The 15,330-nt window shown below is 62.3% G+C and carries 14 protein-coding genes, 1 tRNA gene and 1 pseudogene; 9 read left to right on the top strand and 7 right to left on the bottom strand.

All coding sequences use genetic code 11. The features are described from left to right. Positions 1–67: 67 nt before the first annotated feature. Complete coding sequence (queD, locus tag ACLEJR_RS26660) at positions 68–424, bottom strand: 6-carboxytetrahydropterin synthase QueD (RefSeq protein ID WP_003203918.1); 357 nt, start codon at positions 422–424, stop codon at positions 68–70. An 84-nt stretch (positions 425–508) separates the two neighbouring features. Further along, positions 509–1,588: a patatin-like phospholipase family protein gene (locus ACLEJR_RS26655; RefSeq protein ID WP_440817649.1), complete on the bottom strand. Its 1,080-nt coding sequence runs from the start codon at positions 1,586–1,588 to the stop codon at positions 509–511. 239 nt (positions 1,589–1,827) lie between these two features. Here ACLEJR_RS26655 and ACLEJR_RS26650 point away from each other — a divergent pair, with 239 nt between their 5' ends. From ACLEJR_RS26650 to ACLEJR_RS26620, 7 genes and pseudogenes are all read left to right on the top strand, one after another. Beyond that, entirely contained in the window at positions 1,828–2,136 is a 309-nt protein-coding gene (locus ACLEJR_RS26650) for a PepSY domain-containing protein (RefSeq protein WP_440792660.1), read from the top strand. Further along, complete coding sequence (locus tag ACLEJR_RS26645; RefSeq protein WP_440817647.1) at positions 2,136–2,447, top strand: PepSY domain-containing protein; 312 nt, start codon at positions 2,136–2,138, stop codon at positions 2,445–2,447. The genes ACLEJR_RS26650 and ACLEJR_RS26645 overlap by 1 nt, the downstream gene beginning before the upstream one ends. Beyond that, positions 2,447–3,115 carry a response regulator transcription factor gene (locus tag ACLEJR_RS26640; RefSeq protein WP_440792664.1) on the top strand — a complete coding sequence of 223 codons (669 nt, stop codon included), beginning with the start codon at positions 2,447–2,449 and terminating at the stop codon, positions 3,113–3,115. Before ACLEJR_RS26645 ends, ACLEJR_RS26640 begins: the two co-directional genes overlap by 1 nt. 38 nt (positions 3,116–3,153) lie before the next feature. Further along, a complete protein-coding gene (locus ACLEJR_RS26635; RefSeq protein ID WP_440817646.1) occupies positions 3,154–4,467 on the top strand; it encodes a sensor histidine kinase in 1,314 nt (437 codons plus the stop codon). A gap of 250 nt (positions 4,468–4,717) precedes the next feature. Then, a complete protein-coding gene (locus ACLEJR_RS26630; RefSeq protein WP_440817653.1) occupies positions 4,718–6,034 on the top strand; it encodes a Na+/H+ antiporter family protein in 1,317 nt (438 codons plus the stop codon). 206 nt (positions 6,035–6,240) lie between these two features. After that, positions 6,241–7,062, top strand: a pseudogene (locus tag ACLEJR_RS26625) (cache domain-containing protein); the annotation flags it as partial. A 36-nt stretch (positions 7,063–7,098) separates the two neighbouring features. Continuing rightward, a complete protein-coding gene (locus ACLEJR_RS26620; RefSeq protein WP_440817651.1) occupies positions 7,099–7,920 on the top strand; it encodes a methyl-accepting chemotaxis protein in 822 nt (273 codons plus the stop codon). 252 nt (positions 7,921–8,172) lie between these two features. Here the strand turns inward: ACLEJR_RS26620 and trhP are convergent, their stop codons facing one another. Further along, positions 8,173–9,498, bottom strand: coding sequence for a prephenate-dependent tRNA uridine(34) hydroxylase TrhP (gene trhP / locus ACLEJR_RS26615; RefSeq protein ID WP_440817645.1), 1,326 nt, complete (start codon positions 9,496–9,498; stop codon positions 8,173–8,175). A gap of 148 nt (positions 9,499–9,646) precedes the next feature. Between trhP and ACLEJR_RS26610 the strand changes: the two genes are divergently transcribed. Beyond that, positions 9,647–10,708, top strand: a complete 1,062-nt coding sequence (locus tag ACLEJR_RS26610) for an AI-2E family transporter (protein WP_440792669.1) — start codon at positions 9,647–9,649, stop codon at positions 10,706–10,708. Here ACLEJR_RS26610 and ACLEJR_RS26605 read toward each other — a convergent pair. The 4 genes from ACLEJR_RS26605 to ACLEJR_RS26590 all read right to left on the bottom strand — a co-directional run bounded on the left by ACLEJR_RS26605 (position 10,705) and on the right by ACLEJR_RS26590 (position 12,968). Then, positions 10,705–10,887: a hypothetical protein gene (locus tag ACLEJR_RS26605; RefSeq protein WP_440792671.1), complete on the bottom strand. Its 183-nt coding sequence runs from the start codon at positions 10,885–10,887 to the stop codon at positions 10,705–10,707. The two genes, ACLEJR_RS26610 and ACLEJR_RS26605, sit on opposite strands and share 4 nt — an antisense overlap. A 90-nt stretch (positions 10,888–10,977) precedes the next feature. Beyond that, on the bottom strand, positions 10,978–11,172 hold the full coding sequence (locus ACLEJR_RS26600; protein WP_007944773.1) for a hypothetical protein: 195 nt from the start codon (positions 11,170–11,172) through the stop codon (positions 10,978–10,980). A gap of 247 nt (positions 11,173–11,419) precedes the next feature. Continuing rightward, a tRNA-Asn gene (locus ACLEJR_RS26595) sits at positions 11,420–11,495 on the bottom strand. Positions 11,496–11,771: 276 nt separating this feature from the next. Then, positions 11,772–12,968 (bottom strand): amino acid aminotransferase, encoded by a 1,197-nt coding sequence (locus tag ACLEJR_RS26590; RefSeq protein ID WP_440792673.1) that lies wholly within the window; start codon positions 12,966–12,968, stop codon positions 11,772–11,774. A gap of 331 nt (positions 12,969–13,299) precedes the next feature. Here ACLEJR_RS26590 and uvrB point away from each other — a divergent pair, with 331 nt between their 5' ends. Then, on the top strand, positions 13,300–15,315 hold the full coding sequence (gene uvrB / locus ACLEJR_RS26585) for an excinuclease ABC subunit UvrB (RefSeq protein ID WP_440817644.1): 2,016 nt from the start codon (positions 13,300–13,302) through the stop codon (positions 15,313–15,315). The last annotated feature ends 15 nt before the right edge of the window (positions 15,316–15,330 follow it).

The raw sequence follows: 15,330 nt of genomic DNA, 5'->3' as shown, positions 1-15,330 counted from the left end.
GGGGGGGAAGGGGGCGCACGTTGTGGGGGGGGGCCTCTCCCCCCCCCCCACAGGAGCAGCGCGGGTTTTATTCGCCGTGATAGATGCAACCACTGGTGCAGGTTTCATGGATACGAATGGCGCTGAGTTCCGGCAGCAACGGCTTCAACTCGTTCCAGATCCACTTGGCGAGGACTTCGCTGGTGGGGTTTTCCAGGCCGGGGATGTCGTTGAGGTAGTTGTGGTCCAGGCGCTCGTAGAGTGGCTTGAAAATCGCCTTGATCTCCGAGAAATCGCGGATCCAGCCGGTGTGCGGGTCGATGTCGCCGCTCAGGTGGATCGCCACCTTGAACGAGTGACCGTGCAGGCGCCCGCACTTGTGGCCGTCCGGCACGTGGGGCAGGCGGTGGGCGGATTCGAAGGTAAATTCTTTGAAGATTTCCACAGGGTTCGGGCTCTTTAAGGTAACGGTCGCGAGGCAGGCGGCGCAGTTTATCAGTTTGATCCCCGCGGTGCGCGAGCGTGCTGACTAAAGGGTCAGCAAACGCTCGCCCAAGCCACCCTTGGTTGCCAGTTCCAGGAACTCGTCACCGAGGCGCCGGCTCTCGTCCATCGCCGTGCGCCAGTATTTGCGGCGGCTCGGGTCGTCCCCCATGAAGCGCTTGAAGTCGTTACGGTCCGGCAGTTTGCCGTAGGGCAGGCGCGCCAGGTATTCGCGCGACGGTGCCAGCAACAGCACGTCCTGCAAGCGTTCGACGTTGCCCTTGCGCCAGGGCAGGCCTTTGTCGAACCAGCCGGGAATCACCCGGTCGGTGAAGTGCGGATACAGCACGATGTCCTCGCCGCTGTAGGGCAGGTCGAGGTGATAGTCCAGCAGGCCACCGTCGCGGTACGTACCGGCGCCGGCGCCCGGCAGGTCGCGCACGCCTTCCATCACCATCGGGATCGAGCCGGACGCCAACAAGGCCTGGCGCAGGTTGTCGGCTTGCAACGGCACGAAGCGCGATGGAAAGTCGTTCAACGGATGCAGCGGCGGGGCCTGGCGCGGATCGTGGATGATCAGCCGCTCGAAATGCCGCGACAGCCGGGCCCGGCCGCGCAGGTTGTCGGCAATCACCGACGACAGGCCCAAGGCCAGTCGCCCACGGTGGTCGAGGGCCAGCGGACCGTGACTTTTGACCACCATGATATTGAGCCGGTAATGCGGGGTCTCGAGGATCGAGCTGTCGCGGCCTTCGAGCAAGTCATCGAGCATGCGCTGCGAGCTTTGCGTGACCCCGGCCATCGTCACGCCCTTGGCGAAGCTTTGTTCGTTGTACAAGGTGCCCAGGCGGCGGATGCCCTCGGCTGCGTCCGGCAGGCAGGCGCTGGCGAAGCGCCAGGAGCCCACCGAAGCACCGATCAGCGAACGCTGCCGGGGCGCGGCAGGCAGCCATTCACCGAACAGCGCCAGGTCCAGGCCCTGAATGCCCAATGCCTTGGGCCCGCCGGCGGCGCCCGGCAGGATGCCGACATCGGCAGCGTTCAAGCCGGCCCGGCGAATACGCGCGAACGCACGGGGGCCGGCCTTGAGGGTGAGGGCGGGGAACTTGATGTGGATGGCGGTCATACCGGTCTCGAATGCAGGCAAGCGCATGATTATAGCGACACATAAATCCTGTGGGAGCGAGCTTGCTCGCGATAGCGGCGTATCAGACAAATGAATGCTGGCTGACACTCCGCTATCGCGAGCAAGCTCGCTCCCACATAGATCTCGACATTGTTCCAAGTTCAATGATGGCAATTCAGTTTCAGTTAAGTTCGCACCGATACAGTGCATCGCTGAAGATTATAAAAAGGAGACACCCCATGAACCGCTTGACTGCCGTTTTCTTCGCGACCCTCATGGCTGTAAGCACCGGTCTGGTCCACGCGCGCGACCTCAACGCCGACGAGTCCCGCAAGTTGCAAGACGCTGGTACCATCCTGACCTTTGAAAAACTCGACGCTGCCGCCCTGGCCGAACACCCGGGCGCCACGCTCACCGATGCCGAACTGGAAGAAGAGTACGGCAAGTACATTTACCAGGTTGAGCTGCGCGATACCGAGGGTATCGACTGGGATCTGGAATTGGACGCCGTTACCGGCAAGGTACTCAAGAATCATCAGGATACGTAATGAAGCTTAATTTACGCGCCCGCAGCCGATGGGCGTTGGCGCTGCTGGCGTTCTGTTCGGTGGTGGTGGCCCGCGACCTGGACCAGGACGAAGCCCTGCAGTTGCGTCAGCAAGGCGTGATCCTTCCGCTTGAGCAATTGCTGCAGCAGGCGCTGGACCTTCACCCCGGCGCCAAGCTGCTGGAGGCTGAGTTGGAAGAAAAGCACGGCGTCTATATTTACGAGGTCGAGTTGCTGGACACCGACGGCGTCGTGCGCGAGCTGGACCTGGAGGCCAAGACCGGCCGTTTACTCAAGGATAAGGAAGACTGATGCGCCTGCTTCTGGTGGAAGACCACGTCCCCCTGGCCGATGAACTGATGGCCGGGCTGACCCGACAGGGATACGCCGTCGACTGGCTCGCCGACGGGCGCGATGCGGTGTACCAGGGCAGCAGCGAGCCCTACGACCTGATCATTCTCGACCTGGGCCTACCGGGCGTACCGGGGCTGGAGGTGCTGGCGCAATGGCGTGCGGGCGGTCTGGCGACGCCGGTGCTGATCCTCACTGCACGCGGGTCCTGGGCCGAGCGCATTGAAGGCCTCAAGGCCGGCGCCGACGATTATCTGACCAAACCGTTTCACCCCGAAGAGCTGCAACTGCGGATACAGGCGCTGTTGCGCCGCTCCCATGGTCAGGTCAACCAGCCGACATTGCAGGCAGCCGGGCTGCATCTGGATGAGGGTCGCCAATGCGTGGTTCGTGATGGCACCGACATCCAGTTGACCGCCGCCGAGTTCCGGCTGTTGCGCTACTTCATGCTTCACCCCGAGCAGATTCTTTCCAAGAGCCACCTCGCCGAGCATTTGTATGACGGCGAGACCGAGCGCGACTCCAACGTGCTGGAAGTCCACGTCAATCACCTGCGGCGCAAGCTGGGGCGCAGCGTGATCGAAACCCGTCGCGGCCAGGGTTACCTGTTCGGCGGGCAGGCGCAGTGAGGATGCTACAGTGAGAGCTTTACAGTGAGAATCATGCCGTGAGGTCCATCCAGCGACGCCTGAGCCTGGGGCTGATCGGGGTCATGGTGGTGGTCGGCCTGATCCTGGCCCAGACCAGCCTGTGGCTGTTCGAATTGGGTTTGCAGCGTTACCTGGAAGCCGGGTTGCGCAATGACAGCGAGAACCTGCTGGTGGCCCTGGTGCGTGGCCCGCAAGGCCTGCAACTGGATGAGCGGCGTTTGTCGCCGGCCTATCAGCGGCCGTTTTCCGGGCATTACTTCCGCATTGATTTCGCCGACGCACACTGGCGTTCCCGTTCTCTCTGGGACCAGGAACTGCCTCGGCTCGACCATCCTGGTCTGCACAGCAACCTGCAACTGGGCCCCGAGGGGCAGAAACTGCTGGTGCTGCGTACCGACTATCGGCGCTTGGGCCAGGCGATTTCCATCAGCGTGGCCCAGGACTACACGCCGGTGCGCGACAGCTTCCGACGGATGCAGCAGATCGGCCTTGGCCTGGGGCTGGCGGGGCTGTTGCTGATTCTGTTGCTGCAACGGATTACCGTGCGTCGCGCCTTGCGCCCGCTGGACCGGGCCCGGGAGCAGATCGCGCAGTTGCAACGCGGGCAGCGCTCGCAACTCGACGAGCAAGTGCCACGGGAGCTGGAGCCGCTGGTGGCGCAGATCAATCATCTGCTGGCCCACACCGAGGACAGCCTCAAGCGTTCGCGCAACGCCCTGGGGAACCTGGGGCATGCCCTGAAAACGCCACTGGCGGTGCTGCAAAGCCTGGCGTCGAACGAGAAACTCGATTCGCATCCCGAGTTGCGCAAGTTGCTGCTCGATCAGCTGGAGCAGGTCCGGCAACGACTGAACCGTGAACTCAATCGTGCGCGATTATCCGGTGATGCCTTGCCAGGCGCACACCTGGACTGCGACGCCGAGCTACCGGGGCTGCTGGCGACACTGAACATGATCCATGGCGAGCACCTGCAACTGAGCTACGTCGCCCCGTCGGGCCTGCACTTGCCTTGGGATCGCGAAGATCTGCTGGAATTGCTCGGCAACCTGTTGGACAACGCGTGCAAATGGGCCGACGCCGAAGTGCGCCTGACCGTGACCGAGACGACCGGTGGATTCTGCCTGGCCGTCGAAGACGACGGCCCGGGCATCCCCGAAAACCGCCGTGACCAGGTGTTCAGCCGCGGCACGCGCCTGGATGAACAGACCGACGGACATGGCCTTGGCCTGGGGATCGTGCGGGACATCGTCGACACCTGGGGCGGCACCCTGGCCTTGCTCGACAGCGAGTGGGGCGGGCTCAAGGTGCTGATCGAACTGCCGAGGCGTTGACGTACCTTCAACCACCACAAATCCCCTGTGGGAGCGAGCTTGCTCGCGATGGCGGCGTATCAGCTTGCATAGAAAGTGACTGACCTGACGCCATCGCGAGCAAGCTCGCTCCCACCGGGGACTGTAGCGTCTGCAAGTATTGCGAACCCTGGAACCCGCCGCATGGCGCTTGCAGCTTGCAGCCGCTTGCTGCAAAGTCGCGCCTTTTTTGTCCGGTGGCTTTCCATCGCTGTGCTTTGAGGTAACGATGATAAATGCAGTAATTGCCGCGGTTGGCGTCATGCTGGTGCTCAGCCTGTCCCGCGTGCATGTGGTAATCGCGCTGATCATTGGCGCGTTGGTCGGTGGTCTGGTCGGGGGCCTCGGGATCGAGGCAACGCTCAAGGCGTTCAACGCCGGCCTGGGGGGCGGGGCGACGGTGGCGTTGTCCTATGCGTTGCTAGGCGCCTTCGCCGTGGCGATTGCCAAGTCCGGCATGGCCCATGCCCTGGCCGACAAAGCCCTGGCCTTGGTCGACCGTCAGGACGCCGCCGGCGGTTCCGGCGTCAAATGGGTGCTGATCGGCCTGTTGGGCACGGTCGCGGTCGCCTCTCAGAACGTGCTGCCGATCCACATCGCCTTCATTCCGCTGTTGGTGCCGCCGTTGCTCTACGTGCTGACCAAGCTGCAATTGGACCGCCGGCTGATTGCTTGCGTCATGACCTTCGGCTTGATCACCCCCTACATGTTCCTGCCGGTGGGCTTCGGCAACATTTTTCTCAACGAAATCCTCTTGGCCAACATCGCCCGCAGCGGCGTGGACGTCAGCGGCATCAACGTCACCCACGCCATGGGCATCCCCGCGTTGGGCATGGTGTTCGGCCTGCTGCTGTCGTTTTTCAGCTATCGCAGGAAACGCGTCTACGACCTGAAGAAAATCGCCCGTGTCGAGCAAGTGGCCGTACGCTACAACCCGCTGAGCCTGATGGTCGCCGGACTGGCCGTGGCAGCGGCGTTCGCGGTACAGCTGCTGGTGGACTCGATGATCATCGGCGCACTGGTCGGGTTCCTGATCTTCTCGTTGTCGGGGGTAGTGCGCTGGCGCGAGACGGATGACCTGTTCACCGAAGGCATGAAGATGATGGCGATGATCGGCTTCATCATGATCGCCGCCTCGGGTTTCGCCGAAGTGATGAAAGCCACCGGTGAAGTCCAGAGCCTGGTGGAGGCCTCGGCGGGGTGGATCGGCCACAATAAGGGCATCGGCGCGTTGCTGATGTTGCTGGTGGGGCTGCTGGTGACCATGGGCATCGGTTCATCGTTCTCCACGGTGCCGATCCTGGCAACGATCTTTGTGCCGCTGTGCCTGCAACTGGGCTTCAGCCCGCTGGCGATCGTCTGCATCGTCGGCACCGCCGGCGCCCTGGGCGACGCCGGCTCGCCCGCCTCGGACTCGACGTTGGGTCCGACCTCCGGCCTGAACATCGACGGCCAGCATCATCACATCTGGGACACCGTGGTCCCGACTTTCATCCACTACAACCTGCCGCTGCTGGCGTTTGGTTGGGTGGCGGCGATGGTGCTGTAACCCGAGACGGCGTCGCCTTCATCGCGAGCAGGCTCGCTCCCACAGTTTGACCGGGTTGTCGAATTCACCCGGTCCCCTGTGGGAGCGAGCCTGCTCGCGATGGGACCTTCAAGCCTCCGGCCAAGTCTTCACCTTGTCCTACAGTTTTGCCCCGGCGTGCCGTTAACCCGTCTAACCACGCCACAAAACCAACAAGAGTGATCAGCATGCGCATGAGCCTGAAGGCTAAAGTCTTGTCCCTGGCGATACTGCCCGTATTGCTGTCCGCTATGATCATCAGCCTGACCACGGCTTTCATCTTGAAGGAGCAGGCAGGTAACGAGGTCAAGCAGACCCGCGAGCGGCTGCTCGCCGACGCCAAGGCCACGCTGCAGAACTACGTGGCGGTCGGGCTCACGGCTATCAAGCCTCTCTACGATGCTGCCGCCCCTGGCGATAACGCGGCGCGGGCCGAGGCGATCAAGCTGTTGTCCAATGTCAGTTACGGCAAGGACGGCTACTTCTTCGGCTACGATTCCGAAACCGTGCGCCTGTTCAAGGCCAACAGCCCGGACGGCGTGGGCAAGAGCTTCAAGGACAACCGCGACCCGAACGGTGTCTACGTCAACCGTGACCTGGTGAAAGTCGCCAAGGACGGGACGCACTATCTGGAATACAGCTCGCCATTGCCCAACAGCCAGGAACTGGTGCCCAAGCTCGGCTACACCGAGTACCTGGCCAAGTGGGATATGGCGGTGGGCAGTTCGGTCAACCTGGACGGCATCGAAGCCCAGGTGGCCTTGGTGGAAGCCAAGGTTCATGAGCGTGTGCAAGGCGTGATATTGAGCATCGTCGGGATCGCGGCCGTGGTGTTGCTGGTGATTGCGGTGGTGGGTCTGCTATTGGCCAACACCATCCTGCGGCCGCTGCACCTGATGAAAGACAACCTGGATGACATCGCGGCGGGCGAGGGCGACTTGACCCGGCGTCTGGCGATCACCAGCCAGGACGAACTCGGTCAGCTGGCCGGCTCGTTCAACCGCTTCGTCGACAAGATCCATGGCCTGGTGCGCCAGATCACCGATATGACCTCGCAACTGACCGGGCTGGTGACGCAAGTCTCCGAACAGGCCCAGCGTTCCGAACAGGCCATGGAGCGCCAGCGCCACGAAACCGATCAGGTCGCCACGGCGATCAACGAGATGTCCTCGGCGGCCCAGGAAGTCGCCCGCAGTGCCCAGGGTGCTGCCGTCGCGGCCCAGCAGACCGATGAAGAAGGCCAGTCCGCCAAGCGCGTGGTGGCCGGCAGCATCCAGCAGATCCATGCGTTGGTGAACGATATCCGCAGCAGCGGCGTGTCCCTGGACAGCCTGCAACAGGACGTGGCCTCGATCGTCAGCGTGCTTGGGGTGATTCGTTCGATTGCCGAGCAGACCAACCTGCTGGCACTCAACGCGGCCATCGAGGCGGCGCGGGCCGGGGAGGCGGGACGTGGGTTCGCGGTGGTGGCCGATGAAGTGCGGGCCCTGGCCAGTCGGACCCAGCAGAGCACCCAGGAAATCCAGGGCATGATTGACCGCCTGCAATCAGGTACCCATGCCGCCGTGGAAGCGATGCGCCGCTCCAGCGAGGCTGGCGACGGCACTTCGGTGCGTGCCAACGAGGCGGGTGCGTCCCTGGACGCCATGGCGCAGCTGATCGGCACCATCAACTCGATGAACGCCCAGATCGCCAGCGCCGCTGAAGAACAGACCGCCGTGGCCGAGGAAATCAACCGCAGCGTGCACCAGATCGCCGTGGCGGTGGACAGTGTTGCCGATGAAACCCAACTCGGCGCCCAGACCTCCCGCAGCCTGAACGAACTGGGCCAGCGCCTGGGCAAGCTGGTGGGGCAGTTCCGCATCTGACCCAGACAGTGCGGCAGGAGCTGCCGAAGGCTGCGATCTTTCTCTCTTCGATCCAGATGTATCGCCTGGGCAACCGGGCCCTATCGGAAGCGGAGGATCGCAGCCTTCGGCAGTTTTTGCCGCGATCCACAGGCTGCGCGGGCCCCCTGTGGGAGCGAGCTTGCTCGCGATAGCGGTGGTTCAGTCACTGGAGTGTTGCCTGGACAGCCGCTATCGCGAGCAAGCTCGCTCCCACAGGGGCAACTGTAATCGCTAGCGTGCCTGCACATCCCGCATCAACAACCCGAACCGCAGATCCACCGCATCCGGGATCGGCACATACACCACATGCCCATCTCCCGGCGCCACGTCGATGCCGTGACCATTGGCGTCCTGCAACTGGTGCAGGTCGAAGTGGAAGTTGCCCTTGGGCGTCATCAATTCCAGGTGATCGCCCACTTCGAAGCGGTTCTTGACCCGCACCTCGGCCAGGCGCTCGCGGCGTTCGCCGGTCAGCTCGCCGACGAATTGCTGGCGCTCCGAGACCGAGCTGCCGTGCTGGTAGTTCTGGTATTCGTCATGCACATGGCGCCGTAGGAAACCTTCGGTGTAGCCGCGCTGGGCCAGGGATTCCAGATCGATCATCAGGCTGCGGTCGAACGCTCGACCGGCCATCGCGTCATCGATGGCCCGGCGGTACACCTGGGTGGTGCGAGCGCAGTAAAAGTGCGATTTGGTCCGGCCTTCGATCTTCAGCGAATGCACGCCCATGTGCGTCAGCCGCTCGACATGCTGCACGGCCCGCAAGTCCTTGGCATTCATGATGTAGGTGCCGTGTTCGTCTTCGAAGGCCGGCATGGCTTCTTCGGGACGGTTGGCTTCATGCAGCAGGAATAACTGCTGGGTAGGCGCTCCGAGGCCGAGGGTCGGTTCGGGCTGGCAGGTCTGCACGATGTCGCCCGCGGCGTTTTCCACCGCCGGTTGCGCCGAGTACTTCCAGCGGCAGGCGTTGGTGCAGCTGCCTTGGTTGGCGTCGCGCCGGTTCAGGTAGCCGGACAGCAAGCAGCGCCCGGAATAGGCCATGCACAGCGCGCCGTGGACGAAGACTTCCAGCTCCATGGCCGGCACCTGTTGGCGGATCTCGGCGATTTCCTCCAGCGACAGCTCGCGCGACAGGATGATCCGGCTCAGGCCCAGTTGCTGCCAGAATTCGACACTTGCCCAATTCACGGTATTGGCCTGCACCGACAGGTGGATCGGCATCTGCGGGTAGTGTCGGCGGACCAGCATGATCAACCCCGGATCGGACATGATCAGCGCGTCCGGCGCCATGGCGATCACCGGCGCCAGGTCCTTGAGAAAGGTGCGCAACTTGGCGTTGTGCGGGGCGATATTGATAACCACGTAGAACCGCTTGCCCATGGCCTGGGCCTCGCGGATGCCGAGGGCCAGGTTGGCGTGGTCGAATTCATTGTTGCGTACCCGCAAGCTGTAGCGCGGCTGGCCGGCATAGACCGCGTCGGCACCGTAGGCGAAGGCATAGCGCATGTTTTTCAGGGTGCCGGCGGGGGCGAGCAGTTCGGGGGCTACGAGGGGCATGGTGGCGTCGGGTCGCAAAAAGCGCGCAGCCTAGGCCATGGGCCGCCAAGCGGTATTGACCTGGATCAATGCCAGCGGGCAAACGCGACGGCACTCCGGCGTGCCCGGGAGGACTAACGTGTATCCCGCCTTTGGACATGGAAAGCTGATGAATCGAAAAATGTTGCAAAACCGGGCCCAGATGCTGCTGCTGGTCCTGGTTACCGTTGCCTTTGTCTGGATCCTGGTGCCGTTCTACGGCGCGGTATTCTGGGCAGTGATCCTGGGTATCGTCTTCGCGCCGATGCAGCGTCGCCTGCAGCTGAGGTTCGGCTGGCAGCGCAACATCACATCGCTGCTGACCCTGAGCATCTGCGTGGTCATCGCGATCCTCCCGGTGATTGTCATCGGCATGCTGTTGGTGCAGGAGGGGGCGGCGCTGTACAAGAGCCTGGAAAGCGGGGAGCTGGACATCGCCGATTACCTCGCACGGTTCAAGGACGCGCTGCCTCCCTACTTCCAACACCTGCTGGACCGCTTCGGTCTGGGTAACCTGAGTGGCTTGCGCGACAAGATCGTCAAGAGCGCGATGCAGGGCAGCGAGTTCTTTGCGACTCAGGCGTTCAGCTTCGGCCAGGGGACGTTCCAGTTCCTGGTCAGTTTTTTCGTGATGCTGTACCTGTTGTTTTTCTTTCTGCGCGACGGCCCGGAACTGGTGCGCAAAGTGCGCGAGGCCGTGCCCTTGGCCGAGCACCAGAAGCGTCGCTTGCAATTGAAATTCAACCGGGTAGTGCGGGCGACGGTGAAGGGCAACCTGTTGGTCGCCATTACCCAAGGTGCGTTGGGCGGCCTGATCTTCTGGGTACTCGGGATCCCGACGGTGCTGCCCTGGGCCGTGCTGATGGCGTTTCTTTCATTGCTGCCGGCCGTCGGGGCAGGCATCGTCTGGGCGCCGGTGGCGGTTTACTTCCTGCTGTCCGGGGCGATATGGCAGGGTGTGGTGCTGGCGCTGTTCGGAGTGTTCGTGATCGGCCTGGTGGACAACTTTCTGCGTCCGATCCTGGTGGGCAAGGATACCAAGATGCCCGACTACATGGTGCTGGTCTCGACACTTGGCGGGCTGGCGGTGTTCGGCCTGAACGGTTTTGTGATCGGGCCGCTGATCGCTGCGCTATTCCTGTCCTGCTGGGCGTTGTTCGTCGAGAGCCGACCGCGGGTGAAACTGCCCTAGGCGCTCAGTACATATGGGCCGATGCGTTGCGACATGGCCTGGGCGGCGGGCAGTGAAGTCAGCGGGCCGCTGATGGTTACGCCATCCTGCACCAGATACCAGCAGGCCAGCAGGCCTCGCTCCCTGAGAGCGGCGGGAACGGCGCTGCCGATGACGGACATGATCTGAACCTTTGGCATGGGAAACCTCCATAAATCGATGGAGTTACCTTACGACTCAGCCCGTGGTGAGGAAAAATCAACCGGCTCGATAGTGGGAATCGATGCCGCTCAATCGACGACCAGATCGAGCATGTGCACCACTTCATGCTCATTGAGCAGGCCCTTGCGCACCAGGTTTTCCGCCAGCAGGGAAAGGAACTTGGCACTGCGGTGGCCTTCCAGGTGCTTGAGTTCGGTCAGCGCGTTGTACACCTTGCTGGAGGTGCACAGGCCAACGATGCGGTGGGGGTTTTGCGTGGGCATACCTTCGTCCTTGTTGTTATGAAGCTGTTGTTGACGGACTGCGCCAGTGTGCGGCGCAGTCATGACGCCCGCGTGACAGCCTGGGTTGTAGGAAAAAAGAAAGCAGGATTCAGACCATAATGCCTTTCTGGCGCCGGATTATTGTTCCGGCAGCGACATTGAACAGGCTTATTTGGCCATCAACCCGGATTGCGCCCACAAAAAAGCCCCTGGAACTCTCGTTCCAGGGGCTTGATGTGTTGCTGTCTGGCTCCACGACCTGGACTCGAACCAGGGACCCAGTGATTAACAGTCACTTGCTCTACCAACTGAGCTATCGCGGAATGACGCGTATGTTACTGATTGGAAAAGAGAAGTCAAGCTTTGGATGATGATTGGGGCGCTGGAAGGGCGGTGGGCGATCCATTGCTTACCTGTTACCGCTTCACCCAGCTCCAGAAGCGGGATACACAAAGCCCGATGTGGGAACACGGATCCATGTGGGAGCGAGCCTGCTCGCGATTGCGGTGTGTCAGTCATGAAGATGTTAACTGATACACCGCAATCGTGAGCAAGCTCGCTCCCACAGGGTTTTACGAACTCCGGATATTCGGCAAGCCTCAGATCACCTGGACGATCGCCTTGGTCACCACATCGATGTTGTTCTGGTTCAGCGCCGCCACGCAGATGCGGCCGGTGTCCAGGGCGTAGATGCCGAACTCGTTGCGCAGGCGCGTCACTTGTTCAACGGTCAGGCCGGAGTAGGAGAACATCCCGCGCTGGCGTGCGACGAAGCTGAAGTCGCGGTGCGGAGCGGCCTTGGCCAGCATGTCCACCATCTGATTGCGCATGCCGCGAATGCGCAGGCGCATTTCGGCCAGTTCCGCTTCCCACTGGGCCCGCAGCTCAGGGCTGTTGAGCACGGCGGCGACGATGCTGGCGCCATGGGTTGGCGGGTTGGAATAGTTGGTGCGGATCACGCGCTTGACCTGGGACAGCACGCGAGCGCTTTCCTCCTTCGACTCGCTGACGATCGACAGGGCGCCGACGCGCTCGCCGTACAGCGAGAACGACTTGGAGAACGAACTGGACGCGAAGAAGGTCAGGCCCGATTCGGCGAACAGGCGCACGGCCGCCGCGTCTTCGTCGATACCGTCGCCAAAGCCCTGGTAGGCCATGTCCAGGAACGGAACGTGATGCTTGGCCTTGACCACGGCCAGCACGTTTTTCCAGTCCTGCGGGCTCAGATCCACGCCGGTCGGGTTGTGGCAGCAGGCGTGCAGCACGACGATGGAGCGGTCGGGCAGGGCGTTGAGGTCTTCGAGCAGGCCGGCGCGGTTCACGTCATGGGTGGCGGCGTCGTAATAGCGGTAGTTCTGTACCGGGAAACCGGCGGTTTCGAACAGGGCGCGGTGGTTTTCCCAGCTTGGGTCGCTGATGGCGACGACGGCGTCCGGCAGCAGTTGCTTGAGGAAGTCGGCGCCGATCTTCAATGCGCCGGTACCGCCTACGGCCTGAGTGGTGATGATGCGGCCGGCGGCGATCAGCGGCGAGTCCTTGCCAAACAGCAGGGTCTGGACCGCCTGGTCATAGGCGGCGATGCCGTCGATCGGCAGGTAGCCACGGGAAACGTGCTGGGCCACGCGAATCGTCTCGGCTTCGACCACGGCGCGCAGGAGTGGAATGCGCCCCTCTTCGTTGCAGTACACACCTACGCCCAGGTTGACCTTATTGGTACGGGTGTCGGCGTTGAATGCTTCGTTGAGGCCCAGGATGGGGTCGCGGGGTGCCAATTCGACAGCGGAAAACAGGCTCATTATTGCGCGGCTCTGAATGGAGTGAGGGGGACGTGTGACGCTCCAGCCGGATGCACTAGAGCGGTGCACAAACGGGGAGCTAGTATAGAGGCCATCACCGGGCGCGGCGACAGGCGATTCGGCTTTTACGGTAAGAATTTTGGTTTTTTTTCGACCGTTAGTCCCTTCGCGGCGTCAAAGTCTTCAAGGCTTGTAGGACGTTTGTCTTGAAAGCGAAGGGATTCACCTCCACATTGTGCACATCCCAGCTTTTTCCTCGGACGACTTCAGTCGTTTCGGTCTTTCTCGTTCCTGTCGGCTGGCCGACCGGGGTGAACCCAGAGGTTATGTCATGTCTGAATTCCAGCTCGTCACACGATTCAAGCCCGCCGGCGACCAGCCGGAAGCCATTCGCCTGATGGTCGAGGGCATCGAGGCCGGTCTGGCGCACCAGACGCTGCTCGGTGTGACCGGTTCGGGCAAGACATTCAGCATCGCCAACGTGATCGCCCAGGTACAGCGCCCGACCCTGGTACTGGCGCCGAACAAGACCCTGGCCGCGCAGTTGTACGGTGAGTTCAAGGCCTTCTTTCCAAACAACGCGGTGGAGTATTTCGTCTCCTATTACGACTACTACCAGCCCGAGGCCTATGTGCCATCGTCGGACACCTTCATCGAGAAGGACGCCTCGATCAACGACCACATCGAGCAGATGCGGTTGTCGGCGACCAAGGCGCTGCTCGAACGCAAGGACGCGATCATCGTCACCACCGTATCGTGCATCTACGGCCTGGGCAGTCCGGAAACCTATCTGAAGATGGTGCTGCACGTGGATCGTGGCGACAAACTCGACCAGCGCGCCTTGTTGCGGCGCCTGGCGGATTTGCAGTACACCCGCAACGACATGGATTTCGCCCGGGCCACTTTCCGGGTACGCGGCGACGTGATCGACATCTATCCGGCGGAATCGGACCTGGAAGCGATCCGCATCGAGCTGTTCGATGATGAAGTAGAGAGCATCTCGGCCTTCGATCCGCTGACCGGCGAGGTGATCCGCAAGCTGCCACGCTTCACCTTCTACCCCAAGAGCCACTACGTCACGCCTCGGGAAACCCTGCTCGACGCTATCGAGGGAATCAAGGCCGAGCTGCAGGAGCGCCTGGAGTACCTGCGTTCGGACAACAAGCTGGTGGAGGCCCAGCGCCTGGAGCAGCGGACCCGTTTCGACCTGGAAATGATCCTGGAGCTGGGCTACTGCAACGGCATCGAAAACTACTCGCGCTACCTGTCCGGTCGTCCGGCGGGCGCGCCGCCGCCTACCTTGTACGACTACCTGCCGGCCGATGCGCTGCTGGTGATCGACGAATCCCACGTCAGCGTGCCCCAGGTCGGCGCCATGTACAAAGGCGACCGTTCGCGCAAGGAAACCCTGGTGGAATACGGCTTCCGCCTGCCATCGGCGCTGGACAACCGGCCGATGCGCTTCGACGAATGGGAAAGCGTCAGTCCGCAGACGATTTTTGTCTCGGCCACTCCCGGCAACTATGAGGCTGAGCATGCCGGGCGGGTGGTCGAGCAAGTCGTGCGCCCGACCGGTCTGGTGGATCCGCAGGTCGAAGTGCGGCCGGCGCTGACCCAGGTGGATGACCTGTTGTCGGAAATCACCAAGCGCGTGGCATTGGAGGAGCGGGTGCTAGTCACCACGCTGACCAAGCGCATGGCCGAAGACCTCACCGACTACCTGGCCGACCACGGCGTGCGGGTGCGCTACCTGCACTCGGACATTGACACGGTGGAGCGGGTCGAGATCATCCGTGACCTGCGCCTGGGCACCTTCGATGTGCTGGTGGGCATCAACCTGCTGCGCGAAGGCCTGGACATGCCGGAAGTGTCGCTGGTGGCGATTCTCGATGCCGACAAGGAAGGCTTCCTGCGTTCCGAGCGCTCGTTGATCCAGACCATTGGTCGGGCTGCACGTAACCTCAATGGCCGGGCGATTCTCTACGCCGACAATATGACCGGCTCCATGGAGCGGGCCATCGGTGAGACCGAGCGGCGTCGAGAGAAGCAGATTGCCTTCAACCTTGCCAACGGCATCACGCCCAAGGGGGTGTTCAAGGATGTCGCCGACATCATGGAAGGCGCCACTGTACCGGGTTCGCGCAGCAAGAAGCGCAAGGGCATGGCCAAGGCCGCCGAAGAAAGCGCCCGCTACGAAGCCGAACTGCGCTCACCGAGCGAAATCACCAAGCGCATCCGTCAGTTGGAAGAGAAAATGTACCAGCTGGCCCGCGACCTGGAGTTCGAAGCGGCGGCGCAGTTGCGCGACGAGATTGGCAAGTTGCGGGAGCGGTTGCTTACTGTCTGAGTCTTTTGCCGCCTC

Origin of the sequence: Pseudomonas sp. SMN5 (assembly GCF_052041925.1) — a bacterium.
Taxonomy (GTDB): domain Bacteria; phylum Pseudomonadota; class Gammaproteobacteria; order Pseudomonadales; family Pseudomonadaceae; genus Aquipseudomonas.
This window is presented reverse-complemented; position numbering and strand designations above follow the sequence as displayed.